Consider the following 26,080-nt stretch of genomic DNA (forward strand, 5'->3'; position numbering starts at 1 on the left):
TCAGTGCCCGAGGGCAAAATTGTTCAGACGCGCGGCATTGGCACGGGTGATCAGCAGGCAATCCATGATGAGTTTCTCATCCTGCCCGGTGCTGCCGGTCTTCAGGAAACGATCCGCCAGCTCGACGGCAAACTGCGCTTGCCGCCAGGCCGGTTGCAGCACCGTGGCGACCGCCTTGCCCTGCTGGATGGCATCGCGCACATCGTTCGAACCGTCGAAGCCGACCACCACCACATCCTGCCGACCGGCGCCCTGCAAGGCCGCGATGGCACCCATCGCCATCGTGTCATTCCCGGCGATCACGCCCTTGATCTCGGGATGGGCCTGAAGGATCGACTGCACCTTGGTAAAGGCCTCGGACTGGCTCCAGTTGGCCGATTGCCGCGCGGTCAGATGCAGCGCGGGATATTGATCGAGCACCTGATGGAAGCCCTTCGACCGGATCGCCGCATTGGTGTCGGACTCCTTGCCGACCAGCTCGACGTAATCGCCCTTCTCGCCAAGGCCCTGCGCAAAGGCCTGAGCCCCCTGCATCGCGCCCTGATAATTGTTCGAGACGATCTGCACCTTCGCCAGCCCGCGCGCCGCGATCTCGCGGTCGATCAGGAAGACCGGGATGCCCGCATTCTTCGCCTTGCGCACCGCCGCCACACTGGCCTCCGCCCCGGCATTGTCGAGGATGATCGCGGCGGCATTGCGGGCGATGGCGGTGTCGATCAGCTCGCTCTGCCTGAAGGCATCGTCACCATGCGAGAACTTCAGCGTCTGATAGCCCAGTTCCGCCGCACGGGCCTGAGCCCCCAGCGCCTCCTGCCCGAAGAAAGGATTGTCCAGCGAGGGCGTGATGACCACGATCAGATGGGATGCCTTATGTGCCGCCTGCCCCCACAGGGCCAGAGCACCCAGCGCCAGTGCGCCCAAAGCAATCCCCGCAATCGTGCCACGCCCAAGCTTCATGCAACTATGACCTCTATTCCCGCATCCTCGAACCGCACCCTGTCGGCGTCCGAGATGCCGCTGTCGGTGATCAGGCCATGGATCATGCTGACCGGCCCAATGGCTGAAAAAGAACGACGCCCGATCTTGCTGGAATCGACCACCAGCCAGACCTTCTCCGCACTGGCGATCATCGCCCGCTTGATCGGCAGGTCGCCCAGCGAGGGAATGGTGATCCCCTCCTCGATCGAGACCGCCGCCGCCGCCAGAAACAGGCTCTTTACGAAAAGCCCGTTGAAATAATCCGCCGATCCCTCGCCGCTGACCGACAAAGTGGGCGCCTTGAACTGCCCGCCAGGCATCAGCACGGTGATCGAGGGCTGCGCCCCCAGCATCAGCGCGATGTTGAGCCCATTGGTGATCACCGTCAGATCGCGCCGCTCCAGCAGCCCCGCCGCCACTTCGGAGGTGGTCGAGCCGCTGTCCAGCGTGATCGTCTCGCCATCGCTGACCAGAGCGGCGGCGGCGCGGCCGATGCGCTGCTTGGCGTCCATATTCTCATGATGCTGCAGCGCCATCGAGCGCACCTGATGCGGCACCGATTTGAGATAGGCCCCGCCATGCACACGCTCGATCTGGCCATCGGCCTCCAGCCGCTCCAGATCCTGGCGGATGGTCACTTCCGAAACATTGAAAGCCTTGGACAGGTCGCGCACCCGCGCGCTGCCTTCCTCGCGCATCCATTCCATGATCTCGGCCCGGCGCCCTTCGGCGAAGCGTGCGCCGCCACCTTCGGAGCGACGATGTTCGTCCTCGTGTTTCTCTTGCGCCATTCAACCCAGCCTTTCCTGCAAACGATCAAGCACCACGGCGGTGACAATCACCGCGCCCTTGATGACCATCTGCCAGAATTCGCTGATACCGACCATCACCATACCGTCACCCAGCACACCGATGACGCAGGCGCCGGTCAGCGTGCCCGCAATCGTGCCTCGCCCACCGGTGAGCGAGGCACCGCCCAACACCACGGCGGCAATGCTGCTGAGTTCGAAACTTTCGCCCGAGGCCGGATGCGCCGCCTCCAGATCGGAGGCGACCAGCATGCCGACCACCGCCGCCATTGCTCCGGAAATGGCGTAGACGGCATATTTGATCCGATCCACCCGCACGCCCGAAAGCAGCGCGGCCCGCTCGCTGCCGCCCACCGCATAGACGCGGCGGCCAAAAGTGGTGCGCGCCGCCACGAAACCCGCGCCCAAAGCGATAATCGCCAGAATCCACACCGGCACCGGAATGCCCAGTACCATCCCCGCGCCCAGCCATGAGAAACCCTCATTGCCCAGCGCCGGATTGCCGACCAGATTGGGAAAGGTCGCGCCGTTGGACATCAGCATCGCCGCGCCGCGTGCCATGTACAGCATGCCCAGAGTGGCGATAAAGGGCGCCACCTGAAAGCGGTTGACCATCAAGCCGTTGAACAGGCCAAGGGCCGCGCCCAGCGCCACCACCATCGCCGCCATCAAGGGCACCGAAGGGTAAATCACCACGCCCAGCGCCGTCAGCGGCAGGCCATTGAGGATCAGCGCCCCGGCCACCATCCCCGCCAGTCCGGCAATCGAGCCCACCGAGAGGTCGATGCAGCCGGTCAGGATCACAAAGGTCATGCCGATGGCCAGGATCGCCACGATGGCGATGTGTTTCAGCATGATCAGCGCATTGCCCAGCGACAGGAAATTGGGCGCCAGCACCGCGAAGATCGCCACCACCACCACCAGCGCCAGCACCGTGCGGAATTTCAGCAGCAGCGCCATGGCCTGCGCCTTCCCCCGAGATTCGGCGGTTTGCGGTTCAATGCTGGTGGCCAAGGCCTTGCCCTTTTCGCTGATGGATTTCGCCAGAGTGTTCATACCGCCACCGCCCGTTCCGCATTGGCCGCACCGATCAGCATCGCCTCGCTGGCCGCGTCCGCCGCGACATCCAGCGTGATCCGCCCCTTGGCGATCACCACGATGCGGTCGGCAATGGCCAAAGCTTCCAGCACGTCGCTGGTGGTAAAGACCACCGCCAGCCCGTCCTGCGCCAGTTGGCGGATGCGGGAAAACACCTCCGCCCGCGCGCCGACATCGACCCCGCGCGTCGGCTCGTCGAGCAGCAGCGCAGCGGGGCCTGGCATCAGCGCCCGCCCGATCAGCGCCTTCTGCTGATTGCCGCCCGACAGCGAAGTGATCGCCACCTGAGGCGTCGCCGCCTTCACCCCCAGCCGCGCGATCATCTGGCCGATGGCGCTGACCTCTTTCTCGGGCTGAACCACCCCCGCGCGGGCAAAGCGCGCCAGATCGCTGAGCGCCATATTGCGCCCCACATCCAGATTGGGAAACAGCCCCTGCGCCTTGCGGTCTTCGGAGACGAAAAGCAGGCCCTTCTCCACCCGCTGGGCGATGGACAGCCCGGTGATATCCTGCCCGCAGAGCGCAACCGTGCCTTGTTCAGCCGCGCGCGCGCCGAAGGCCACCTCGAGCATTTCGGTGCGGCCTGATCCCAGCAGGCCATAGATGGCGAGGATCGAACCCGCCCGCGCCTCCAGATCGACATCCTCCAGCGCCGCCCCGCCCCGGTCCCGCCCACGCGACACGCCCGAGAGCGTCAGCACCGGCGAGCCCTCCGCGCAGGGCTCGCGGCCCTCGCGTTGCAGCTTGCCGTTCTCGCCCAGCATCTGCTCGATGATCCAGCCGACGCTGGCCTGTGCGGCAGGCCGATTGGCCACGATCCGCCCGTCGCGCATGATGGTGATGGCATCGCCCACGCGCAGCAGCTCCTCCAGCCGGTGCGAGATATAGACCAGCCCGACCCCGGCGCGCTTCAGATCGCCGATCACCTCGAAGAGCACCTCGACCTCGGCCTCGCTCAGCGCCGAAGTGGGTTCGTCGAGGATCAGCACCCGGCATTCCTCGGCCAGCGCTTTGGCGATCTCGACGATCTGCTGCTCGCCGATGCTCAGCGTATCGACGCGGCGATCCGGGTCGATGGTCTGGCGCAGACGGGCGAGCAGCCCGCGCGCCGCCTCACGCTCGCCATCCTTGTCCAGCAGCGCGGAGCCCGAACCGAGCAGGAAGATGTTTTCGGCCACGGTCAGATTGGGGCAGAGGTTCAGCTCCTGATGCACCATGCCGATGCCCCGCCGCGCGGCATCGCGCACGCCGTTCAACTGCACCGAAGCACCATCGATGGAAAGGCTGCCCTCGGTGGGCGCCTCGATCCCGGCCAGAATCTTCATCAGCGTCGATTTGCCCGCGCCATTCTCGCCGATCAGCACATGGACCTGGCCCGGATGCACGGCGAAATCCACGCCATGCAGCGCGGTGATCCCGCCATAGCGCTTCACCACCCCGCTTGCGGAGAGCAGCGCGCTCATGATGCTGTTACCTGCAACGGCATCACCTGCCACGGCTCGCCATCGGCAGGCGCCTGAGTCGCGCCGATAACATCGACCTGCGCTCCGGGCGCCAGATGCGCCGCCACCGGCACCACCGCGCGCAAGGCATGATCGTTCAGCGCCCCTGCCACCGCGCCATAAGCCAGTTGATCGGGCAGATCGTTGAAGGACAGAAATTTCAGGGAATCGCGCAAGCCCGTGGACAACACCACCGGCCCCAGCGCCACCGACACCGGCCCCACCCCCGCGACATCCACCACCATCACCCCGGCGCGCGAGTGCCGATCAATCGACACCACCTTGCCGCGCGCGCTGACCATAAAGATCCAGGGCGCCTCGCTGGAGGACCGACGCCCATGCTGCGCGCCATAGGCATCGAGCGAACCCGCCTTCGCCTGCCCCGCCAAAGGCGCCAGCGGCACGGTGGCCTGCGTCAAAGCCGGAACCACCTTGCCCTGCCACATGCCGTCCACCAGCGCGGAGGCATCGAATCCTCCCTGCGCCACAGCGCGCATCTGGCGATCCTGCTCCAGCGTCAGCACCTTGCAGCCGCCCAGCGCCGCCACAAGGGCAGCGGCAGCACAAAAGCGCAGTGCAGGCGTGGTGTTCAGTCCCTTGGGGGCCACGGCTATCCTCTCTTTGCAATCTTTTATGATCGCCTTCGTTGGAGCCAAGCTAACCTGACTATCGCCCCCTGACAAGCGCACAAACTCAAAAAACATAAGGAAACGAAAAAATCGAAAGCCGATCTCTTGCCAATAACTTTCGATTGCGATAGCCAGAGCCTCGATAAGGAGAGCCGATGCCCATGCCCCAACCTCTGTCGCAATCCGGCGCAGACATTGCCCAGCGCGCCGCTCACGTGCGCGATATGGCCCGCTGGGTGCGCCGACGCGCCCTGCGCATGGCCTTCGAGGCCAAGCAGGGCCACCCCGGCGGCGACCTTTCGGTCACCGACATTCTGGCCACGCTTTATTTCGATGCGATGCGTTACGACCCCACCAATCCCCGCTGGGAGGCACGCGACCGCTTCATCCTTTCCAAGGGCCATGCCACCGGCGCGCTCTACAGCACGCTGGCCAAGGCCGGCTTCTTCCCCGAGGAGGAGCTGACATCCTATATGCAGCCCCTCTCGCGCCTCAACGGCCACCCCAACCGGGTGAAGATCCCCGGCGTGGAAACCAACACCGGTCCGCTGGGCCATGGCATGCCGATCGCGGTGGGCATCGCCATCGCCGGGCAAATCGACGCTGGTCAGAATGGCAGGGCCGATTACCGCGTCTTCGTCACCACCGGCGATGGCGAGCTTCAGGAAGGCAGCAATTGGGAAGCCGCGATGACCGCAGGCCACCGCAAGCTGTCGAACCTCACCCTGATCGTCGACCGCAACCGCCTGCAGCAGGGCGCCTCGACCGAGGACACCGTCACGCTGGAGCCGCTGGCCGACAAATGGCGCGCCTTCGGTTGGGATGTTGAGGAGATCGACGGGCATGATATCACGGCGCTGCTGCCGCTGCTCGACGGTTCGCTTGCGCGCGACAAGCCGCTGTGCATCATCGCCAACACGGTGAAGGGCAAAGGCGTGTCCTTCATGGAAAACAAGGCGGCCTGGCATCACGGCATCCCCACTGCCGAACAATTCGCCCAGGCCATGCAGGAGCTGGAAGCATGAGCGCCGCCGCAACCAAGACCGGCCTGTTCGATTGCCGCGACGCCTATGTCGCCACGCTGGAGGCTTTGGGCGCCGAGAACAGCAGCATCGTCGCCGTGGTGAATGACAGCGTGGGCTCCAGCAAGCTTGGCAAATTCCGCGAGAAATTCCCCGAGCGCCTGATCAATGTCGGCATTGCCGAGCAGAATATGATCGGCGTCGGCGCGGGTCTGGCCAATGGCGGCAAGGTCGCCTTTGTCAGCGGCGCCTCCTGCTTTCTGACGGGCCGTTCGCTGGAGCAGGTGAAGGCCGATGTCGCCTATTCGCAGGCCAATGTGAAGCTTTGCGGCATTTCCAGCGGCGTGGCCTATGGCGAACTCGGCCCGACACACCATTCCATCGAGGATGTCGCCTGGCTGCGTACCATGGGCAACATCGACATCATCGTCCCCGCCGACCCCTGGGAAACCGAGCAGGCGATCCGCCATGCCGCCGCCACGGAGGGCCCGGTCTTTATCCGCATCAGCCGCATGGGCGTTCCCGCGCTGGAACGCCCCGAGGATGCGCAATTCCAGATCGGCAAGGCCGAAGTGCTGCAGCAGGGCGATGACGCCGCCATCCTCGCCAACGGCACCGTGGTGTGCCGCGCTTTGGAAGCCGCGAAAGCCTTGGCCGCAGAGGGCATCAACGCCCGCGTGGTCAATATGAGCAGCATGTCGCCCATCGATGAGGCCGCGATCCTTTCTGCCGCGCAGACCGGCGCCATCGTCACCGCCGAGGAGCATTCGGTGCGCGGCGGCCTTGGCGGCGCCGTGGCCGAGATCATCGCGCAGAACACCCCCTGCCGCCTGAAAATTCTGGGCTTCGAGGGCTTCCAGCCCACCGGCTCGGCGGAGTTCCTGATGGAGCAGGCCGGGCTCACCGCCGACCATATCGCGGCCAGCGTCCGCAAGCTGCTCGACCGGTAAGCGCCGCCATGGGGGAGAGCGCGATCCTGGCGATCGACCAGGGCACCACCAACACCAAGGCGCTGCTGGTGGCGCAGGATGGCCGCATCCTGGCCAGCGGCTCGTCGCCGACACAGGTGGAGCACCCCCACCCCGGCTGGGCCCAGCAGGATGCCGACAGCATCCGCCGCAGTGTCGCCAAAGCGGTTGAACAGGCTGTCAGCGCCGCCGGGCCGGTCGAGATCGCCGCCATCGGCATTTCGAACCAGCGGGAATCGGTGGTGGTGTGGGATGCCGTTACCGGCGAGCCTCTGGCGCCCTGCGTGATCTGGCAATGCCGCCGCTCGGCGGAGATTTGTGCGCGGTTGCGGGCACGCGGCCATGAAAGCGCCATCCGCCAGCGCAGCGGGCTTCAACTCAACCCGATGTTCTCGGCAGGCAAATTGCGCTGGCTGCTCGACCATGAGGCCGCAGTCCGTGAGGCGCATCGACAGGGTCGCCTGCGCGCCGGCACGGTGGACAGTTGGCTGCTCTGGTCGCTGACCGGCGGGCAGGTCCATGCCTGCGATGCGGGCAATGCCGCGCGCACCCAGCTTCTCGGGCTCGACACCGCGTCATGGGATGACGAATTGCTTGAGCTGTTCGCCATAGACCCGGCCATTCTGCCGCGCATCCTCCCCTCCGACGCGGACTTCGGCCTGACGGCGGGCGGCTTTGCGTGCCTGCCCGATGGCATTCCCATCCGCGCGATGATGGGCGATTCCCATGCCGCGCTCTTCGGCCATGGCATCCGCGCGCCGGGTCAGGCCAAGGTCACTTTGGGCACCGGCTCATCGCTGATGACGCTGACGCGGCAGCGCCCGCATTCCACCACCGGCCTGTCGGAAACCATCGCATGGTCGCAAGCGGGCACACCCACCTATGCGCTGGAAGGCAACATCACCGTTTCCACGCATGCCGCCGCTTTTGCCGCCGAGATGCTCGGCCTTGACGGGCCCGAGGCGCTGACCGCTCTGGCCGCCAGCGTGGAGGACAGCGACGGCGTCAGCTTCGTGCCAGCTCTGGCCGGTCTTGGCGCACCGCATTGGCAGGAGGAGGCGCGCGGCCTCTTCTGCGGCCTCAGCCTGCGCACGCGCCGCGCCCATCTGGCCCGCGCCGCGCTGGAGGGCATCGCCCATCAGATCTGCGATCTGGTCGAGGCGATGCAGGCCGATCTGCCCCAGCCCATCGACACGCTCTGCGTCGATGGCGGCGGCGCGCGCAACGATCTGCTGCTGCACCTGCTGGCCGATCTGTCGGGCTGCCGCGTCAGCCGCCCGGCGCAGACCGAGCTGAGCGCCTGGGGCGCCGCCGCCATGGCCGCGCAGGCCATCGGCCAGCCGCTGCCCACACAGGATCACGCCGCGCCGATCGTGCCCACCATGGAACTGGCCAGCCGCGAAAAACTGCGCCGGCAATGGCGCGAGGCGCTGGCCATGCTGAAACCCCATGCGTGACACCGCGAAACGCCCCTATGTCGTGGGCAACTGGAAGATGCATGGGCTGCTCTCCAGCCTGCCCTCCATCCTCGACATCGACCGCGCGGCGGCCTGTTACGCCGGGGTGGATGTCGCGCTGGCGCTGCCCTTCACGCTGATCAACCCCGCCGCCATCACGGTGGAGCATGCCACCATCGGCGGGCAGAACTGCCATGCCGCGCAGGAGGGCGCCTTTACCGGCGATATCTCGGGCCGGATGCTGGCGGATTGCGGCGCGCGCTTCGTGCTGCTGGGCCATTCGGAGCGCCGCCTGGGCTGCGGCGAGGACAGCGCCACCGTGCGTGCCAAGATGCGCGCCACGCTGGACGATGGGCTCGCGGCCATTCTCTGCGTGGGCGAAAGCGCGGAGGAGCGCGACGCCGGACACGCAGAAATCCGCGTGCAGGAACAGCTTCTGGCCTCCCTGCCGGAGGATCTGACGCCCGGCGACGCGATCACCATCGCCTATGAGCCGATCTGGGCCATTGGCACAGGCCGCATCCCGCAGCCCGAAGACATCGCCGCCATGCATGATGCCCTGCGCCAGACCCTGCGCGACAGGCTGGGCCAGCAGGCCGACACCATCCGCCTGCTCTATGGCGGATCGGTCCATGACGGCAATGCCGAGGCGCTGCTCTCCATCCCCGATGTCGACGGCGTGCTGGTGGGCAATGCCAGCCTCGACCCGCGCCGTTTCCGCGCCGTGGTCCGCGCGGCGCAGCAGGCCAGCCTGCAACCCTCCTGACAGGCTCATAAAATGACGGGCCCATAAAATGACAGGCTCCACAAAAAGCGCCCGCCGGAGCGATCCGGCGGGCCATGGGCGCTTTGAACGCTCTGCAAACAGGGCAGGCCCGCGCTTGTGGCGCGGACCTGCCCTCCCCCTTAAAGCTTGGTGCGCAGCCCCACCGAGACCAGCCGCCCCAGCGTCGAGCCATTGGCATAGCCATTGCCCGAGTTGCGATAGGGCGGATAGGCATTGGCGATGTTGTTGATGTTGAGCGTCACCGTCGCCTGATGCCCACCCGCAATCTTCAGCTCATAGGCCAGATAGAGATCGATCGGGTTGAAGGAGGCCACGCGGCTCTGCGAGGCATCGCCGATGATCGGATAGCCGCCGCTATGCGTCAGCGTGACGCGCCCGGTCAGCCCCTTCACCTGCGCCCCCAGGCTGGCGATGAAGTTGAGGTGGGTGTAGCCATTCTTCAACTGATCGACCACCGGCGAGGTCGGCAGCGTCTTGCTGTTGCGGTCCAGCGTGTAGGTGCCCGCGAAGCTGGCGGTGATCGCCCCGAAATCGGTGCGCTGGTTGACGTTGGCGGCAAAGTCGATGCCGTCCTGCGAGAGCTGCCCCAGATTGTAGCGCCGCAGATCGAGGATGGCATAGGGGTTGTTGGCGGCAAAGAAACCGGCCAGCGAGGAGAAATTGTCCGCCCGCGCGCCATTGGCGAAGGTGGTGGCCTGCGCCAGCGTGGGGTTCCGAATGTAATAGGGCGTGTTGCTGGGATCGGCCCAATAGGCCGCCCCTTGCGAGAAATAGCCCGAATTGACGCTGATCGCATTGCGGAAATCGACGTTGTAATAGGTCGCGCTCAGGGTCAGCGCGTCCCAGATCGGCGGCTTGATGTCGGTGCCCAGCGACCAGGTATGCGCGGTTTCCGGCTTCAGATTGGGGTTGCCGCCCGAAATATACAGCACCGGGCGGAAGGCGTCGGAAGCCGCGCTGCCGGGCGCCAGATTGGTCGCCACGGGGATCGAGGTCACACGCTCGTCGACCGCGCCGGTGGTGTCGGCCAGGCTGGGGGCGTGGAAGGATGTGCCCCAGTTGCCGCGCACCGTCATCCAGCGCACCGGGCGATAGCTGAAGCCGATCTTGGGGTTGGTGGTGCCGCCCACATCGTCATAGCTGTCGTAACGCACCGATCCGGTCAGGTCGAAGCCCGCGATGCCCGGCACGGCATTGCTGTTGCCGAACACCGGCACGAAGATCTCGCCATAGACCGATTTCACATTGCGGGTGGCGGCCACCGCATTCTGCTTGGGCGTTGCGGTCGGGCCGAAAGCGATGCGCGATTCGATGCCCTCATGGTGATATTCCGCGCCCACGGCGAGGCGCGCATCGCCGCCCGGCAGGCTGACGACCGGGCCATCGGCGACCAGACGCACCTCGCCCAGATCCTGCTTGGCCTGCGAATAGTTCTGATAGTCGCGGATCGCGGCCAGCACGCTCGGGTTGGTCAGCGAGAGGTTGTAGGGATCGAGCGCGGTGGCCGTCGATGTGCTGGCCAGCGCGGCATTGGCGGCATCGTTGTTGATCGCCCGTTCGGTGGTGGAGTTGAAGCTGTGGCCATAATTGCCCATGGCCTTCAGGTTCCAGTTGTGGCCCAGCTTCCATTCGAAGGTCGGCGTCAGGCCCCAGGATTCAAAGCGCGCCGGGTTGCTCAGCCCCTGGGCGCCGAACACCGAGGTGTAGTTGAACAGCACCGATTGCGTGGTCGCGGTGCCGATCGGCTGGAAATAGGGGTTGGCCGAGGTGATCGTGCCATTGGTGGCCAGCGGGGCGGTCAGCGTGGTGGTGTCGCGCCGCGAATAATAGGCTGACATGTTGAAATGGAGGTTGTCGGTCAGATCCTGATCGAGCGCGGCATAGGCCGAATGGCGCGTCTCGCGCGGATAGATGTCGGCATATTGGCTGGTGTCGCATTTGTTGACGGTGCCGGGCGTCAGATTGGGCTCGGCATAGGTCACGCCATTGGCGATGACATTGGTGAGCGCGCAGGTCGAGACGCGGCGGTCGGTGCCGCCCCGCGCCGTGTTGTTCTGCGAGACATAGGGCTGGCTGCCGCCCTGGATGTTGTTGTGCCAGGCGAAGCTGTAAGACAGCATCAGCGAGCCGCCGCTCCACTCCTTGCCCGCGAAAAGGCTGCCATCGACGGTGCGATAGCCGCCCGAGAAGCCGACTTTCGCATCAGCCTCGATGCCCGAGGCATGCTTGCGGGTGATGAAGTTGATGACGCCGCCGATGGCATCCGAACCATAGATCGAGGAGCCGCCATCGGGGATGACCTCGACGCGCTCGATCATGTTGGGCGGGATGACGGTGGGGTCGGGATAGGTCTGCAGAATGCCCGAGCCGACGATGCGATGGCCATTGACCAGCAGCAGCGTGGTGGTGCCGCCCGAGGCGCCAAGCCCGCGCAGATTGGTCTGGGCGATGGGCTGGCCGAAACCGGCCGAGGGCGCCTGATAGGCGTTGAAGCTGCTGATCTGCGGGATGGTGGACATCAGGTCGTTGGTCGATGCCACGCCCTTGGCGGCGATGTCCTTGGTGGTGACGCCGATGACATTGGTGCCGACCGGGGCAATGCCACGGATCAGCGTACCGGTGACGACGATCTCGCGGTCCTTTTCGGCGGTGGCGTCTGCGGTAGCGGTCTCCGGCGCCGCGGCGTCAGCCTGCTGCGCATGGGCGACAGGCGCCATGGCCAGCAGCATCGCCAGCGCGCTGGTCGAGCCCAGAGCCGCCTTGCGCGTGAACGGCAGGCGGATTTCGAGTGTGGTGTTCCCAGTCAACGGCAGTCCCTCCCTCTAGCGCCACTATCCCGGTGCCGATTGGCATGTTGTGCGGGATGCGGTGTCGTTTGCTGCCGGATGATTATCGTCTATTCTTTCGTATAGCAATTATTTGTTTTCGTTTTGCGTCGATTTTTAGCACGCCGCGCGGCAACTCAAAACACAAATGCTTTTCAGAACTTTAGCGGTAAATTCATCCCATAGGCATGATCAATCTTGTAATTTTCACATAGATCGTCGCAATTTTTGTGAACGCTACGCCCGATGATTCGAAAGTGAGTGAAACAAATCTGGACACGACGCAGATTGCATGCCTACCTCTCCAAAAAGGGAGAGGGATTTCACCATGCGACGCATTCGATTCGCTTCGATAATTTTCGCATTGACCTGCGGCACTCCGGCACTGGCTGACGCGCTGCCCGACAGGTTGCCCGATGCATTGAGCGTCACCGCCCCCGCCGGAGCGGTGCATGGCATGGCCATCGATGGGGTGCGCAGCTTCCGCGGCATTCCCTTCGCCCAGCCGCCCGTCGGCGCGCTGCGCTGGCGTGAGCCCCAGCCTCTGGCGCCATGGACCGGCGTGCGCGAGGCGACGCAATGGTCCCCGCGCTGCAAACAGACCTCCGCCTTTGCCGATATGCGCTTCCGCTCCTCGGGCGACAGCGAGGATTGCCTCTATCTCAACATCTGGACCCCGGCGGGCGCGAAGCCGGGCGACAGGCTGCCGGTGCTCTTCTACGTCTATGGCGGCGGCTTTGTGGCGGGGGCGGCGGATGAATCGCGCTATGATGGGGCGGCCATGGCCAAAAAGGGCATCGTCGTGGTCGTCGCCAATTACCGCGTCGGCAGCTTCGGATTTTTCGCCCATCCCGAACTGACGGCTGAATCGCCGCATCATGCCTCGGGCAATCAGGGTCTGCTCGATCAGGTGGCGGCACTGCAATGGACCCGCGCCAACATCGCTGCCTTTGGCGGCAATCCGCAACACATCACCATCAATGGCGAATCGGCGGGCTCCTTCTCGATGAGCGTGCTGACCGTCTCGCCACTCTCGCGCGATCTGATCGTCGGCGTCATCGCCGAAAGCGGCGCGGCGGTGGAAGGGTGCATGGGGCCCGTCCCGCTTCAGGCCGCCGAAGCGCGCGGCACGGAGCTGGGCCAGACACTGGGCGCGACCTCGCTGGCGGCGTTGCGCGCCCTGCCCGCCGACACCATCCTCGCCAGCCGCCCCAACAGCGGCAGCGGGCTGGGGCTGAGCATCGACGGCTATCTGCTGCCCCAGACCCTCGATGCCACCTATGCCGCGCATCAGGCCGCGCATGTGCCCGCGATGATCGGCTCCAACTCGCAGGACACCTTCGGCAATCTGGTGCTGGGCAGCGAGACGCCGACCCTCGCCCATTACCGCGAGGGCGTGACGAAACTGTTCGGCGCGAATGCCGAGACGGTGCTGAAGCTCTACCCCGCCGCCAGCGATGCGCAGGTGCTGGCCGCCTCCACCGAACTGTCGAGCGACCACTTCCTCGGCCAGCCGACATGGAAATGGTTCGACCTCCACCGCCAGAGCGGCGAGCCGACCTATTACTTCCGCTACAACCATATCCGCCCGCCCGCCAACGGCCTTCCGGCCCCGGCGATGCCGGTAATCGGCGCGGTCCACAGCGCGGAGATCGAATATGCGCTCGGCAATCTGGATGTGGCCGGGGTGAGCCCGCTCTACACCTGGACACAAGCCGACCGGCAGATGTCGACCCTGCTGCAGGGCTATTTCGTCAACTTCATCAAGAGCGGCAACCCCAATGGCCCCGGCCTGCCCGCCTGGAAACCGGCGGGCACCACCTCGCCCTTGTGGCGGCAGGAGGTGGAGCTGCCCACCAAGGCCAAGCCCTTCACCGATGAGGCCCGCTATCGCGCGATGGATCGCATCGCGGCCCAGCCATAAGGCCCTCGCCGCGTCTCTCGACACCACAGATCACAGGATGCCCCCATGACATTTGCACGCACCATGACACGCCTCTTGCTAGCCAGCGCTCTGGCCTCCGCCCTCCCCGCCACCGCCTTTGCCGCGCCCGAGCCGACCCGTGACCCCACCGTGCCCGGCATCACCTATCTGGAAACGCCGCCGGGCCAGAAGCCGCGCGTCGTCATCACCGCCGATCCCGAGCTGGACGACAACAACTCGCTGATCCGCTATCTGCTGCGCAGTTCGGACTTTCGCACCGAGGGGCTGATCTACACCAGCAGCCAGTTCCACTGGAAGGGCGACGGCAAGGGCACCACGCAATCGGTGCCGGGCCGCGAATACACCCGCTTCGGCCTGCATCTGTGCCCCTGCACCTCCTATCGCTGGGGCCCCAACGAACGCTTTATCGACGATGAGGTCGAGGCCTATGCCAAGGCCTATCCCAATCTGAAGGTGCACGACCGCGGCTATCCCACGCCCGCGCAGCTCAAGGCGGTGGTCCGCTGGGGCAATGTCGATTTCGACGGCGAGATGGACCATGACACGCCCGGCTCGGATCTGATCAAGAAACTGCTGCTCGATGACGAACAGTCGCCGGTCTATCTCCACGCCTGGGGCGGCGGCAGCACCATCGCCCGCGCGCTGAAATCGATCGAGGACCAGTACAGCAACACCCCGCAATGGGCCGCGATCCGCGCCAAGGTGATCGCCAAGGCGGTGATCCATCCCTCGGGCGATCAGGACGACACTTACGCCAAATACATCAAGCCGCACTGGGGCGAGATCCGCTATCGCCATCAGGAGGGCGGCGTGCCGCTGGGCTATGCGGTGCAGTCGACCGCCAGCCCCTCCGACGCGGCCTATTTCACCACGGCATGGATGCAGGAGCATGTCTCCAGCAAGGGGCCGCTGGGCGCCAATGAGCGCGTGTGGGGCGACGGCAAGCAGATGTCGAAGGGCGACATCTTCGACTTCTTCGGCCTGCCCGACCAGAGCGCCAAGGAGCTGAAGCAGAAAGGCTATATCGTCTGGACCCCGCCGCTGCCCAAGGGCGAGTTTCTGGGCGAAGGCGACACGCCGACCTTCATGAATCTGGTCGACAACGGCCTGCGCGGCTATCGCGGCGACAGCTTCGGCGGCTGGGGCGGCACATGGAAGGTGGTCGATCCCAACGCCCCGACCAAATCCTTCGGCGCCGACATGCTGGCGCAGATCGAGCGGCAGGTGATGGACCCGAACTATATGCCCCCGCCCCGCCCGCGCCAGCCGACCAATCCCTTCCTCGCCCCGGTGATGAACGATCTGGCGGCTCGACTGGCCTGGGCCACCACGCCCACCTATGCCGGGGCCAACCATTATCCGCGCATCAAGCTGGAGGGCCCGGCCTATATCTCGGCCAGGCCGGGGCAGTTGATCCACCTGAAGGCAACGACCAGCGACCCGGACGGCAACCGCGTGACCTTGCGCTGGTGGCCATGGGACAAGGCGGGCACCTATGCCGGAACGCTGACGCTGGACGCCGCCGAGGGCGAGAGCACCAGCTTCCATGTGCCTGCCGACGCCAGGCCGGGCGACCAGTTGCAGATCGTGGCCGAGGCGACGGATGACGGGAAGATCCCGCTCACCCGTTATGAGAAGGTGGTGGTGAACGTGGCGGCGCAATAGGCGCGCGGCTGACTGACGGAACCTTCGTCCGGGTCAGGCCGTGGCGAGGGTTTCGACTGGCGGGATTGGACCGATCAGCGCCGGGACGCCGCATGACCATGCGGCCATGCCCCGCTGGTCGCCTGATGCGAACCGATCTGGCATAGCGCTGTATCTAAAGCAGAAACGTCAAACCGCTTTGACGTTATCACTCCATGGAAGGGAGTGTATGGCGGAGAGGCAGGGATTCGAACCCTGGATACCCTCACGAGTATGCCGCATTTCGAGTGCGGTGCATTCGACCACTCTGCCACCTCTCCGCAAGGTAGGAATGAAAGCTCTGGAAGAACCCTCATCCGGTCGGGAGCCGCCCCCTAGCCAATGATTCTCACCTTGCCAAGCCCTTAAAACAACATGACGGTGGATTTTCCTGTCGCCTTGCTTGTTCTCCCCCGCCCTCATGCCTATATTCCCCTACATGGACCGAGCGAGTTTCTATTCCCCAACTGCCGGCCGCCGCATCGACATGCCGCGTGCCAGCCAGGCCAGCTTTGCTATCGGCGACGTGGTACGCCACCGCGAGTATGATTTCCGGGGGGTCATTTTCGACATCGACCCCGTCTTCGCCAACAGCGAGGAATGGTACGAATCGATCCCCAAGGATCTGCGCCCCCGGCGTGAGCAGCCCTATTACCACCTCTTCGCCGAGAATGAGGATGGGGCCTATATCGCCTATGTCAGCCAGCAGAACCTGCTGGAAGACGGCGAAACCGGCCCGGTGGACCATCCCCAGCTTGAGCAGATCTTCGAGGATTTCGACGGCCTGCGCTATCCGCTGCGCCACGCGATGAGCCACTGAGCGAAGCAAGCCGCGAAACACGCCATCGCCGGATACGAAAAGGGCGCCCTTGCGGCGCCCTTTTTGCTGTCAGCGAAAACCGAAGCGCTCAGCCCTTCAGCTTCCAGCCCGAGCGCAGCAGACGATAGGCCGCAAAACCCAGCACCATATTGAGCGCCAGCAGGCCCAGCGCGCCATGCAGCACCGCCTGATTCGTCGCACCAATGTCGCTCTGCCCCAGAAAGCCGAAGCGGAAGCCCGAGATCACATAGAAGAAGGGGTTCACCCGGCTCACCGACTGGAAAGCGGGCGACAGATTGTCGATCACATAGAAGGTGCCCGACAGCAGCGCCATCGGCTGGATCACGAAATTGGTGATGGCCGCGTTATGGTCGAACTTCTCCGCCCAGATCGAGGACATGAGACCAATCTGCGCCAGCATCAGCGGCCCCATCAGCCCGAACCACACCACCGCCCAGGGATGCGCCATGCCCAGGCTCACCCCCGGCCACAGCAGCATCGCCCCGGCCAGAGCGCAGCCCACCATGATGCCGCGAGTCATCGCGCCCGCCAGCATGCCCACCATCAATTCACCGGTGGAAAGCGGCGGCATCAGGAAATCGATGATCGTCCCCTGCATCTTGCCCGCCAGAAAACTGAACGAGGCATTCTGGAAGGCATTGTTCATCATGCCCATCATGATGAGGCCCGGCGCGACGAAGCTGGCGAAGTTAACGCCCAGCACCATGCGGTTGCCGCGCCCCATCGCCACGGTGAAGATCACCAGAAAAAGCAGCGTGGTGACCGCTGGTGCCCAGATTGTCTGCGTATGCACCTTTAAAAACCGGCGAACCTCCTTCATATAGAGGGTCCACAAGCCCAGGCGGTTGACGCCATGGATGATCGGCACACCCTGCGGCGGGAAACCGCGCGGCAACAGGGCAGGTTTGGCATGCGGCGCCCCAAGGGCGTTTTCAGCGGCAAAGCGGGGTTGATCGGCCATGGCTAGGCGACTATCGGGGTCTTTCGCGGCTGGCAAGCGCCTGCTTGTCACCCACACTCGAATTTCGGACAATCGATGAGCTGGACCGACGAACGCATCGACAAATTGACCCGCATGTGGGAGGGCGGCTCCACCGCCTCCCAGATCGCGGAAGAACTGGGCGGAGTGAGCCGCAATGCCGTGATCGGCAAGGCGCACCGCCTGGGACTGAAGGCACGCCCTTCGCCCGTGAAGGCCAATGAGCGGTCGGACGACACGCCCGCCACCCCGCCGCCGCCCCGCGCGCCGCGCCCGGTGGAAGCTGCTCCGGCGGCTGCCCCCGTCCCCGCTCCGCCGCCCCCGCCGCGCGCCGCAGCCCCTGCGCCGCGCCCGGCTCCGGCTGCGCCCCCGCCGCCTCCGGCTGCTGCAGCGGCCTCTGCCGATACGCCCGCTGCCGCGCCTTCGCCGCGCATTGTGTCGGTCGGCCCCGGCGGCTTCCTGCGCCAGGGCCCCGGCGATCAGCAGGCTCCGATTCCGCCGGCCCCGCCGCGCCGTCTGGTGCCCGCCAAACCCAGCGCCGAGATCGCTGACAAGACCAGCCTGCTGGACCTCAACGATCGCATCTGCCGCTGGCCGATGGGCCACCCCGGCGAGCCCGACTTCCACTTCTGCGGTGACAAGGTGAACCCCGGTTTCCCTTACTGCGTCGAACATTGCGGCCGCGCCTATCAGGCTCAGCTGCCGCGCGGCGCGCGCCGTCCCCCTCCGCCGCTGCCTTTCGGCGGTCCCCGCCTGCGCTAAGCAGATTGGGGCCCGACCGGGCACAGTTCTGATACAATCCGACGCGCGGTAGCCGGTTGCGGCCTACCGCGCGTTTTGCGATTGCCATGGGATGATTCGTTCGAGCCCTTTTGCTGCACGCATGGAGCGATGGCTGCCCATCGCAACCCCGGCGGTGTTGACCGCCATGCTGCTGACCGGGCTGATGCTTCCGCTCTACAGCGATGAAGTGGGCTGGCGCCTCCAGGAACGCGCCGGTCTTGACGGGGTGGACAAGCTCTATTCCGTACAATGCGGCCTCAACACGCTGGCCGTGCCACCATGGTTCATGATGCCGGTGCGCTGGTATTCGGCGCTGTTCAACAGCGCCTGGCCCACGCCTTTCGCGGTGCGCCTGTCGGGCGTGACCTATGCGCTGGTTTGGACGGTCATGCTGCTGGCGCTGATCCGGCGCCTGACAGCCGACGGACAGAGGCGTGGCCAGCTCACCACGCTGGCCTGCGGATTGATGGGACTTGGCCTGATGCCATGGCTGATGGTGTGGAGCCGCCCCGAACAGCCGATCATCCTCTCGGCCACCGCGGCCCTGCTGATCGCCACGGGTCCGGCGCGCGGGGATGGTCCACGCCTCTGGGCGCCGGTCGCGATCCTGATGCTGGGCATCGTCGCGCTTTCCTATCATTTCAAGGCGCTGATCCTGATCCCGCTGTTCCTTGCGGCGATGATCCTCGCCTCCCCCCAGCGCCGTGCCTGGCCGGTGCCGGGCCTGTGCGTGGTGGCTTTGGTGAGTGCCGCGACGGTATCCGCCCATTACTGGTTCGCGCGCTTCGCCTGCCCCGGAGACCCGGTGCAGGCCGCCGAGCATGCCAGCCAGAGTCTCGGGCTGAGCATGCTGGCTCATCACGGCGGAGCGCCCGGCTGGATGATGGCACCGCTGCGCCTGATCGCCAATTACCAGATGCCGGTCTATGTCGCCCAGGCCGCCCCCGACATCACCCCGATGTCGAACTGGCTGCTGCCCCATCTGGTGAGCAAGGCCACGCAGATCGGCTGGACGATTGCGCTCAACCTCCTGTGGCTGGTCGGCTTCGTTCTGATGGCGTGGGCCTTGGTGGCCGCGCTGTGGCAACGCCGCCTCGATCGCTCCATGCTGCTGGCCGGGGTCACGCTGGCCTGCGCCTCGGCATGGTGCATGTCGCAAATCGTGCGCAACATTTATGAGGCGTCCTTCATCCTCCCCCTGCTGGCCCTGAGCTTCGTGCTTGCCCTGTCGGGCCCCCTGTCGCCGAAACTGGCACGCGCCCTGGGCCGGGTGGCACCCACCACCGGGCTGGCTCTGCCGATCAGCGCCCTGGCCATTCTGGGTCTTTACGGCCCCTCGCTGGCCGCGACGACGGGCCAGGCCGGCTATCTGCCGGGCCAGACCTATTCAGTGGGTCTGGGCCCATATTCAGCGCTGCGCCAGACCATCCTGCAGGCAGCGGCGGCCTGCAGCATCACGCCAGAGCGCCATCCCGCCAGACTGCTCATCGACGATGTCACCTATTTCACCTTCATGGATACGCCCTTGCCCGACCACAAGACCGCAGTGCTGGACCCGCGCTGGAGCGGCGTCCTGACAGATCCGCTTGCCTATCTGCGCCGTCGCGGCTCCTCGGGCGTTGTCGTCGGCTGCGCTGCCCTGCCCGCATCCTTGCGTCAAAAGGCCCATGCCGTGGGCGGCATCTGTTGCATCAGCCCGGATCAATGGGAAAAACCGACGCCTGCTGCCGCCCGGAACGGGAGCCAGCCGACCCCATGACGGACGCTGACGACAAAACCCCGCCCACCTATCTTCGCCTGTTCCATATGCTGCGCCATGGCGTGGTGGCCTCGCTGGTGCTGGGCCTGCTGGGCGGGCTGTTGCTGCCGCTCTACACCGATGAAGTGGGCTGGCGCCTGCAGGAGCGCGCCTGGATCGACGGGATCGACAAGCTCTATTCCGATCAATGCGGCCCCAACACGCTGACCATGCCCCCCTTCTTCATGTGGCCGGTGCGCTGGTATTCGGGCTTCTTCAACCTGCATTTCGCCCAGCCCTATTGGGTGCGCATTTCAGGCGTGCTCTATGCCTGCCTCTGGCTCTATCTGCTGCTGGCGCTGATCCGCCGCATCGCGCGCAACCGTACCGAAAGGCATATGATCGCGATCATCGCCTGCACGCTGATCGGTCTGGGCTGCACCCCGCTGCTGCTGGTCTGGAGCCGCCCGGAGCAGCCAATCATGCTGGCGCTGACCCTCACCCTGCTGATCGCCAGCAACGCCTGGCAGGCGCCCGGTAATCGTTTCGCGCCCTTCACAGGAATCGCCTATTCCACCGCATCGACCGCGCCGGAGATTGCCTGGCTGCGCTCGCTGAGCATTGCCGCGCTGGCGATGATCGCGCTGAGCTATCATTTCAAGGCGCTGATCACCATGCCGGTCTTCGCCGCCGCCATCCTGATGGCCAGCCGTGGCCCACGCGCCCTGCTGCCCCGCGCGGCCGCACTGGCGCTGCTGGTGGCCGCGGCCCTGGCCGCGATGCATTACTGGAGCGCGCGGCTCGCCTGCCCGCTCGACCCGCTGATCAACCGCGAGTTCAACCGCCAGAACCTCGGCGCGCAGATCGCCAACAATGCCACGGCGGGCAGCGGCGGGCTGTTCAATCTGGTGTGGAGCGTGCTCTCCAACCTGCGCTTCGATGCCTATATCGATGCGGCCGCGCCTCAGGTCTTTCCGATGTCGCGCTGGCTGGTCGCGGGCCGGGTCAGCGCCGACGAGATGCAGGGCTGGCGCGGCGGCATGACCGTGATCTGGGCGCTGGCGGGCGCCGCCGGGCTCACCGCCGCGCTGGCCGCGCTGTGGCAGCAGGGGCGGCGCAAGGTGCTGGCCTGCGACGCGGCCATGGCGCTGATCCTGCTGGGCGTGGCAGCCATGTGGTGCGCCAGCCAGTTCGTGCGCCATGATTACGAGGTCTCTTTCGAGCTGCCGCTGCTGATCCTGGCCATCGTCATGGGGCTGGCCTCGCCCCATGGGCTCGACCGCCTGAAGCGCGCGCTGCCGGTGCTGGCCATGGCGCTGGGGCCGCTGATGATCCTGTCGCTGGTGCTGGTGGCCGGGCTCTATGGGCCGCCGATGGTCGATGCGCTGGGTTCCCCCGCCTATCTGCCGCAGCAGCCCTATTCGGTGCCGCTGCTGGCGCGGGAGCGTTCGAACGCCGACATTCTGGGCGCGGCGGGGCGCTGCGGCCTGTCTCCGGCGCGGCCGGCGCGCAATCTGCTGATCGATGACGTCACCTATTTCACCTTCATGGGCAGCCACACGCCCCAGCATTATCTGGGCGTGCTGCCGCTGCGCACGCGCGGTTCAATCGAGGACCCGCTGCTCTATCTCGACAAGCGCCATTCCTCGGGGATCGTGATGGGCTGCCACAAGCTGCCCGAGGAGCTGCGGGACCGCGCGCGGCGGCAAGGTTCCTTCTGCTGCCTTGCCCCACCAGATTGGTAAAAGCGCGGATGGGGCTTAAGGTCTAATGATACCGCAGCCATTAACACCTTAAAAACCATCCCCTGCTACTGTTCTGCTGTCATGAGCGACCAAGATTCCTCCCTGCCGCGCCGCCCCGCCAAGGGCCTGCTGGACTGGTTCGGCTTTGCCGGGCCCAGCGATGTTAACCATGATGTGGATGCCTCTGGCACGCCCTTCGTGCCCACCACGCCACATCAGATCGCCCGGCAGCAATTGCTGGATGATATCGCCAATTTCCTGCAGGTGCATGATCTGGAGGTCAGCGGCTTCACCCTCTCGGTGGCGCATGATTATCTGGTGGGCGGCAACCGCCGCGTCACCCGCGCCATCGACGAGCAGATCCAGGCGAGCGAGCCGGTCACCCTGCCCTGGCTGCGCAAGGCCGCCGCAGATCCCGGCCACAACCAGAATGAGGCGATGCATCGCCTGATGAAGCGGCTGGAAACCGACATCGAGGATTTCGGCAAGGTCACCAGCGAAGCCTCAAGCGCCACCAATCACTACAATGAGGCGCTGGCCGCCCATGTCCACGATCTGGATCAGGCCCCCGACGGGCAGATCGGCGTGGATGAGCTGCTCGACCTGGCCCGCGCCATGCTCGACCGCACGCGCAGCCTCGAAGAGGATATGGCCCGCAGCGCCGAGCAGACCCGCGTGCTGCGCAACAATCTGGAACAGGCGCGCCGCAACGCCGATCACGATCACCTGACCGGCCTGCCCAACCGCCGCGCCTTCGAGGCCCGCTTCGACGCCGAATATGCCTCGGCCAAGGCGCGCGGCGAGCATCTGTGCGTCGCCTTCTGCGACATCGACTTCTTCAAGCGCATCAACGACACCCATGGCCATGACGCGGGCGACCGTGTGCTGAAGGTGGTGGCCGAAACGCTGGCCCGCATGTCGGACGACCGCTGCCATGTGGCCCGCCACGGCGGCGAGGAGTTCGTGGTGCTGCTGCGCGGCCGCTCGCTGCATGAGGCCTGGGAGATGCTGGACGACACGCGCCACCGCATGGCGGAGCGCAAGCTGGTCAACCGCGCCACCGAAACGCCGTTCGGACAGGTGACCTTTTCGGCGGGGATCGCCGATGTCTTCGGCTCCGAAGATCCGCGCGAATCGCTGCGCGCCGCCGACAAGGCGCTCTACAAGGCCAAGGAATCGGGCCGCAACAAGGTCGTCGTCGCCGACAAGACCATGCTGGGCTGAATTTTAGAGCATCGTGCGAAAAAGTGGGAACCGGTTTTTTCGCGACAACGATGCGACAACAAAAACCCGGAGCATCATGCGTGATTCTTACATCACGCATGATGCTCTGAACGAAAATGCCGGCCTGTCCCTTCAGAAGGGCTGGCCGGCATTCTCGGTCTTGGGCGCCGGGCGCCTCAGATCTTAGCTGTTCTGCGAATCATCGTCATTGGCGGACTGATCGGTCCAGGAATCATCGCTGCTCGCCTGATCGGTTTCGGGCTGCGCTTCCTCATTGTCGAAATGCTCCTTCACCGCTTTCACGCCCTCGAAACCGGCGATCGCGGCAGCACCCTTGGCCAGAATTCCGGCATCGGGATCAACAGCTTCCAGCGCCTTGTCGGCAGCGAAAGCACCAGCGGCCTCTTCCAGGAAATCCTTGATACCCATCGAACTCTCCATCGCCGGAGGCGTGAGACAGCGGTGCGTCCGGCGGTCTTTATATATATTTTATAGACCGCCCCGGCACGTAAATTCTGATCAAGCAGCAGACAAGCAAAAAGGGCCCGCCGGACGAACCGGCGAGCCCCTTTTTAGCTCAGCGCTGTAACGCCGATCAGTCGTCCGACTTCAGGAAAGCCGGCATGTGATCGGGGTTGCCGCCCTCGCGGTCGCCACGGCCTTCGCGGCGCGGGCCACGATCGCCACCACGGCCACGGTCGCCGCCGCCGCGCGGACCACGGCGGTCGCCGCGATCGCCACGGTCAGGACGGTCGCCGCGCGGTTCGCGGGGCTCGCGAGCGGGACGGGTGTCCTCCAGCTCGCCACCGGTCTCCTGATCGACGACGCGCATCGACAGGCGCACCTTGCCGCGCTGGTCGATCTCGAGGACCTTCACGAAGACCTCCTGACCTTCCTTCACGACGTCGGTGGGCTTTTCGACGCGCTCGTTCTTCATTTCCGACACGTGGACGAGACCGTCCTTGCCGCCCATGAAGTTCACGAAAGCGCCGAAGTCGACGATGTTGACAACCTTGCCCTTGTAGATCTTGCCGACTTCGGCTTCCTCGACGATGCCCAGGATCCAGACCTTGGCGGCCTCGATCTGCGCCACGTCCGACGAAGAAATCTTGATGATGCCCTCATCGTCGATGTCGACCTTGGCGCCGGTCTGCGCGACGATCTCGCGGATCACCTTGCCGCCGGTGCCGATCACGTCACGGATCTTCGACTTGTCGATGCTGATGGTCTCGATGCGCGGGGCGTGGGCCGACAGCTCGGTGCGGGCTTCGCCCAGAGCCTTGAGCATCTCGCCCAGGATGTGCGCGCGGCCTTCCTTGGCCTGGTCCAGCGCCTGCTTCATGATGGCTTCGGTGATACCGGCCACCTTGATGTCCATCTGCATCGTGGTGATGCCCTCGGACGTGCCGGCCACCTTGAAGTCCATGTCACCCAGGTGATCTTCGTCACCCAGAATGTCGGACAGCACGGTGAAGTCCTTGCCTTCCAGGATCAGACCCATGGCGATGCCCGACACGGGGCGCACCAGCGGCACGCCGGCGTCCATCATCGAGAGCGAACCGCCGCAGACGGTGGCCATCGAGGAGGAACCGTTCGACTCGGTGATGTCCGAGAGAACGCGGATCGTGTAGGGGAAGTCTTCCTTCGAAGGCAGCACGGGGTGCAGCGCACGCCAGGCCAGCTTGCCATGGCCGACTTCACGACGACCCGGAGCGCCGAAGCGACCCACTTCACCCACCGAATAGGGGGGGAAGTTGTAGTGCAGCATGAAGTTCGAATACGACAGGCCGTCGAGGCCGTCGATCATCTGCTCGGCGTCCTTGGTGCCCAGCGTGGTGGTGCAGATCGACTGCGTCTCGCCACGCGTGAACAGCGCCGAACCATGGGTGCGGGGCAGGAAACCGACCATCGATTCGATGGGACGGATCTGGGTGGTGGTGCGGCCGTCGATGCGCATGCCGTCCTTCAGGATGGCGCCGCGCACGATTTCGGCTTCCAGCTTCTTGGTCAGCTTGATCGCGGTCATGATCGTCTGGCCATCGGCTTCGGCGTACTTGGCCTTCACCTTGTCACGCAGGGCGTTCAGCGCGTTCGAGCGGGCCGACTTGTCGGTCAGCTTGTAGGCCGCGGTGATGTCCTTGCCGATCAGCTTCTTGATCTCGGCCTTCAGGGCGGCGTTGCCGTCCTGCGACTTGACTTCCCAAGGCTCCTTGGCGGCCTTCTCGGCCAGATCGATGATGCCGTTGATGACCTTGCGGATCTCGGCATGCGCGAACTGCACGGCGCCCAGCATGGTCTCTTCCGAAAGCTCCTTGGCTTCCGATTCCACCATCATCACGGCATTGCCGGTGGCGGCGACGACCAGATCCAGCTCGCCTTCGGCAACCTGCGACATCGACGGGTTGAGGCTGTACTCGCCATCCTTGTAGCCGACGCGGGCAGCGCCGATCGGGCCCATGAAGGGCAGACCCGAGATGGTCAGCGCAGCCGAGGCCGCGATCATCGCGACGATATCGGGCTCGCTCTCGCCGTCATAGCTCAGCACCTGAGCGATGACGTTGATCTCGTTGTAGAAACCTTCGGGGAACAGCGGGCGGACCGGACGGTCGATCAGGCGGGAAACCAGCGTTTCCTTTTCCGTCGCGCCGCGCTCGCGCTTGAAGAAGCCACCCGGAATACGACCGGCAGCCGAGAACTTTTCCTGATAGTGAACGGTGAGCGGGAAGAAGTCCTGCCCTTCCTTCACCGACTTGGCGGCGGTCACGGCGCAGAGCACCACGGTCTCGCCATAAGGTGGCCAGCACGGCGCCATTGGCCTGACGGGCCACACGGCCGGTTTCGAGGGTGAGGGTCTTTCCGCCCCACTCCAGCGATACGGTTTTCACGTCGAACATTCTTTTTCCTTCGCCCCGCACGGCCCTATTGCCTGCGCGGGGTTGCTAAGCCGGGGGTGCCGTCCCGGTCCGGTGCGGGGCTTTGTTCGGGCCCCAGAGCCGCCCGCCGGATTGCGGACATGCCCGTATTTTTGAAACTCACATATGAAAAGCGCCCCGCGAAGGGGGCGCTT

At 65.3% G+C, this 26,080-nt stretch carries 19 protein-coding genes, 1 tRNA gene and 1 pseudogene; 11 read left to right on the top strand and 10 right to left on the bottom strand.

What is annotated here, in order from left to right; translation table 11 throughout:
• From ABDW49_RS15540 to ABDW49_RS15560, 5 genes are read right to left on the bottom strand one after another with little or no spacing between them, the layout of a single operon-like run.
• A complete protein-coding gene (locus ABDW49_RS15540; RefSeq protein WP_343612916.1) occupies nucleotides 1–957 on the bottom strand; it encodes a D-ribose ABC transporter substrate-binding protein in 957 nt (318 codons plus the stop codon).
• Nucleotides 954–1,769: a DeoR/GlpR family DNA-binding transcription regulator gene (locus ABDW49_RS15545; RefSeq protein ID WP_343612917.1), complete on the bottom strand. Its 816-nt coding sequence runs from the start codon at nucleotides 1,767–1,769 to the stop codon at nucleotides 954–956. Before ABDW49_RS15545 ends, ABDW49_RS15540 begins: the two co-directional genes overlap by 4 nt.
• Nucleotides 1,770–2,843, bottom strand: coding sequence for an ABC transporter permease (locus ABDW49_RS15550; RefSeq protein WP_343612918.1), 1,074 nt, complete (start codon nucleotides 2,841–2,843; stop codon nucleotides 1,770–1,772).
• On the bottom strand, nucleotides 2,840–4,348 hold the full coding sequence (locus ABDW49_RS15555) for a sugar ABC transporter ATP-binding protein (RefSeq protein WP_343612919.1): 1,509 nt from the start codon (nucleotides 4,346–4,348) through the stop codon (nucleotides 2,840–2,842). The genes ABDW49_RS15550 and ABDW49_RS15555 overlap by 4 nt, the downstream gene beginning before the upstream one ends.
• Nucleotides 4,345–4,995, bottom strand: a complete 651-nt coding sequence (locus tag ABDW49_RS15560) for a DUF2291 family protein (protein ID WP_343612920.1) — start codon at nucleotides 4,993–4,995, stop codon at nucleotides 4,345–4,347. The genes ABDW49_RS15555 and ABDW49_RS15560 overlap by 4 nt, the downstream gene beginning before the upstream one ends.
• Nucleotides 4,996–5,177: 182 nt before the next feature.
• Here ABDW49_RS15560 and ABDW49_RS15565 point away from each other — a divergent pair, with 182 nt between their 5' ends.
• Genes ABDW49_RS15565 through tpiA form a run of 4 tightly spaced genes read left to right on the top strand, consistent with a single transcriptional unit; the run spans nucleotide 5,178 to nucleotide 9,229 of the window.
• A complete protein-coding gene (locus ABDW49_RS15565; protein WP_343612921.1) occupies nucleotides 5,178–6,041 on the top strand; it encodes a transketolase in 864 nt (287 codons plus the stop codon).
• Entirely contained in the window at nucleotides 6,038–6,988 is a 951-nt protein-coding gene (locus ABDW49_RS15570) for a transketolase C-terminal domain-containing protein (RefSeq protein ID WP_343612922.1), read from the top strand. The genes ABDW49_RS15565 and ABDW49_RS15570 overlap by 4 nt, the downstream gene beginning before the upstream one ends.
• Nucleotides 6,989–6,996: 8 nt before the next feature.
• Nucleotides 6,997–8,463 (top strand): FGGY family carbohydrate kinase, encoded by a 1,467-nt coding sequence (locus ABDW49_RS15575; protein ID WP_343612923.1) that lies wholly within the window; start codon nucleotides 6,997–6,999, stop codon nucleotides 8,461–8,463.
• Nucleotides 8,456–9,229, top strand: coding sequence for a triose-phosphate isomerase (gene tpiA, locus ABDW49_RS15580; RefSeq protein ID WP_343612924.1), 774 nt, complete (start codon nucleotides 8,456–8,458; stop codon nucleotides 9,227–9,229). Before ABDW49_RS15575 ends, tpiA begins: the two co-directional genes overlap by 8 nt.
• A 140-nt stretch (nucleotides 9,230–9,369) precedes the next feature.
• Here tpiA and ABDW49_RS15585 read toward each other — a convergent pair whose 3' ends face one another.
• The gene (locus tag ABDW49_RS15585) at nucleotides 9,370–12,057 is read right to left on the bottom strand and encodes a TonB-dependent receptor (RefSeq protein ID WP_343612925.1); all 2,688 of its coding nucleotides are present in this window, start codon (nucleotides 12,055–12,057) and stop codon (nucleotides 9,370–9,372) included.
• A 346-nt stretch (nucleotides 12,058–12,403) separates the two neighbouring features.
• Between ABDW49_RS15585 and ABDW49_RS15590 the strand changes: the two genes are divergently transcribed.
• Both ABDW49_RS15590 and ABDW49_RS15595 read left to right on the top strand, forming a co-directional pair.
• Nucleotides 12,404–13,999, top strand: coding sequence for a carboxylesterase family protein (locus ABDW49_RS15590; RefSeq protein ID WP_343612926.1), 1,596 nt, complete (start codon nucleotides 12,404–12,406; stop codon nucleotides 13,997–13,999).
• Between the two features lie 45 nt (nucleotides 14,000–14,044).
• Complete coding sequence (locus ABDW49_RS15595) at nucleotides 14,045–15,685, top strand: DUF1593 domain-containing protein (RefSeq protein WP_343612927.1); 1,641 nt, start codon at nucleotides 14,045–14,047, stop codon at nucleotides 15,683–15,685.
• Nucleotides 15,686–15,894: 209 nt separating this feature from the next.
• Here ABDW49_RS15595 and ABDW49_RS15600 read toward each other — a convergent pair.
• Nucleotides 15,895–15,984 (bottom strand) — tRNA-Ser (locus ABDW49_RS15600).
• A gap of 158 nt (nucleotides 15,985–16,142) precedes the next feature.
• Here ABDW49_RS15600 and hspQ point away from each other — a divergent pair.
• On the top strand, nucleotides 16,143–16,523 hold the full coding sequence (hspQ, locus tag ABDW49_RS15605; protein WP_343612928.1) for a heat shock protein HspQ: 381 nt from the start codon (nucleotides 16,143–16,145) through the stop codon (nucleotides 16,521–16,523).
• Nucleotides 16,524–16,611: 88 nt separating this feature from the next.
• On the opposite strand, the gene ABDW49_RS15610 is transcribed toward hspQ, so the two are convergent.
• Entirely contained in the window at nucleotides 16,612–17,505 is an 894-nt protein-coding gene (locus tag ABDW49_RS15610) for an ABC transporter permease (protein WP_343612929.1), read from the bottom strand.
• A gap of 75 nt (nucleotides 17,506–17,580) precedes the next feature.
• Here ABDW49_RS15610 and ABDW49_RS15615 point away from each other — a divergent pair, with 75 nt between their 5' ends.
• The 4 genes from ABDW49_RS15615 (at nucleotide 17,581) to ABDW49_RS15630 (ending at nucleotide 23,013) form a co-directional block, all read left to right on the top strand.
• Nucleotides 17,581–18,285, top strand: coding sequence for a GcrA family cell cycle regulator (locus ABDW49_RS15615; protein ID WP_343612930.1), 705 nt, complete (start codon nucleotides 17,581–17,583; stop codon nucleotides 18,283–18,285).
• A 121-nt stretch (nucleotides 18,286–18,406) separates the two neighbouring features.
• Entirely contained in the window at nucleotides 18,407–20,065 is a 1,659-nt protein-coding gene (locus ABDW49_RS15620) for a hypothetical protein (protein WP_343612931.1), read from the top strand.
• Nucleotides 20,062–21,789 carry a hypothetical protein gene (locus ABDW49_RS15625; RefSeq protein ID WP_343612932.1) on the top strand — a complete coding sequence of 576 codons (1,728 nt, stop codon included), beginning with the start codon at nucleotides 20,062–20,064 and terminating at the stop codon, nucleotides 21,787–21,789. Before ABDW49_RS15620 ends, ABDW49_RS15625 begins: the two co-directional genes overlap by 4 nt.
• An 81-nt stretch (nucleotides 21,790–21,870) precedes the next feature.
• Complete coding sequence (locus ABDW49_RS15630) at nucleotides 21,871–23,013, top strand: GGDEF domain-containing protein (RefSeq protein ID WP_343612933.1); 1,143 nt, start codon at nucleotides 21,871–21,873, stop codon at nucleotides 23,011–23,013.
• 183 nt (nucleotides 23,014–23,196) lie between these two features.
• Here ABDW49_RS15630 and ABDW49_RS15635 read toward each other — a convergent pair whose 3' ends face one another.
• Complete coding sequence (locus ABDW49_RS15635) at nucleotides 23,197–23,442, bottom strand: hypothetical protein (protein WP_343612934.1); 246 nt, start codon at nucleotides 23,440–23,442, stop codon at nucleotides 23,197–23,199.
• Nucleotides 23,443–23,608: 166 nt separating this feature from the next.
• A pseudogene (gene pnp, locus ABDW49_RS15640) lies at nucleotides 23,609–25,907 on the bottom strand (polyribonucleotide nucleotidyltransferase).
• Nucleotides 25,908–26,080 lie beyond the last annotated feature (173 nt).

It is taken from the genome of Novosphingobium sp. (assembly GCF_039595395.1).
Classification (GTDB): domain Bacteria; phylum Pseudomonadota; class Alphaproteobacteria; order Sphingomonadales; family Sphingomonadaceae; genus Novosphingobium.

Bases quoted from the DNA above. Each gene is read 5' to 3' on its own strand.
- ABDW49_RS15610 (WP_343612929.1), bottom strand. From the start codon at position 17,505: ATGGCCGATCAACCCCGCTTTGCCGCTGAAAACGCCCTTGGGGCGCCG.
- ABDW49_RS15555 (WP_343612919.1), bottom strand. From the start codon at position 4,348: ATGAGCGCGCTGCTCTCCGCAAGCGGGGTGGTGAAGCGCTATGGCGGG.
- ABDW49_RS15590 (WP_343612926.1), top strand. From the start codon at position 12,404: ATGCGACGCATTCGATTCGCTTCGATAATTTTCGCATTGACCTGCGGC.
- ABDW49_RS15595 (WP_343612927.1), top strand. From the start codon at position 14,045: ATGACATTTGCACGCACCATGACACGCCTCTTGCTAGCCAGCGCTCTG.
- ABDW49_RS15630 (WP_343612933.1), top strand. From the start codon at position 21,871: ATGAGCGACCAAGATTCCTCCCTGCCGCGCCGCCCCGCCAAGGGCCTG.
- ABDW49_RS15625 (WP_343612932.1), top strand. From the start codon at position 20,062: ATGACGGACGCTGACGACAAAACCCCGCCCACCTATCTTCGCCTGTTC.
- ABDW49_RS15620 (WP_343612931.1), top strand. From the start codon at position 18,407: ATGGAGCGATGGCTGCCCATCGCAACCCCGGCGGTGTTGACCGCCATG.
- ABDW49_RS15540 (WP_343612916.1), bottom strand. From the start codon at position 957: ATGAAGCTTGGGCGTGGCACGATTGCGGGGATTGCTTTGGGCGCACTG.
- ABDW49_RS15575 (WP_343612923.1), top strand. From the start codon at position 6,997: ATGGGGGAGAGCGCGATCCTGGCGATCGACCAGGGCACCACCAACACC.
- tpiA (WP_343612924.1), top strand. From the start codon at position 8,456: ATGCGTGACACCGCGAAACGCCCCTATGTCGTGGGCAACTGGAAGATG.
- ABDW49_RS15545 (WP_343612917.1), bottom strand. From the start codon at position 1,769: ATGGCGCAAGAGAAACACGAGGACGAACATCGTCGCTCCGAAGGTGGC.
- hspQ (WP_343612928.1), top strand. From the start codon at position 16,143: ATGGACCGAGCGAGTTTCTATTCCCCAACTGCCGGCCGCCGCATCGAC.
- ABDW49_RS15570 (WP_343612922.1), top strand. From the start codon at position 6,038: ATGAGCGCCGCCGCAACCAAGACCGGCCTGTTCGATTGCCGCGACGCC.
- ABDW49_RS15550 (WP_343612918.1), bottom strand. From the start codon at position 2,843: ATGAACACTCTGGCGAAATCCATCAGCGAAAAGGGCAAGGCCTTGGCC.
- ABDW49_RS15635 (WP_343612934.1), bottom strand. From the start codon at position 23,442: ATGGGTATCAAGGATTTCCTGGAAGAGGCCGCTGGTGCTTTCGCTGCC.
- ABDW49_RS15565 (WP_343612921.1), top strand. From the start codon at position 5,178: ATGCCCCAACCTCTGTCGCAATCCGGCGCAGACATTGCCCAGCGCGCC.
- ABDW49_RS15615 (WP_343612930.1), top strand. From the start codon at position 17,581: ATGAGCTGGACCGACGAACGCATCGACAAATTGACCCGCATGTGGGAG.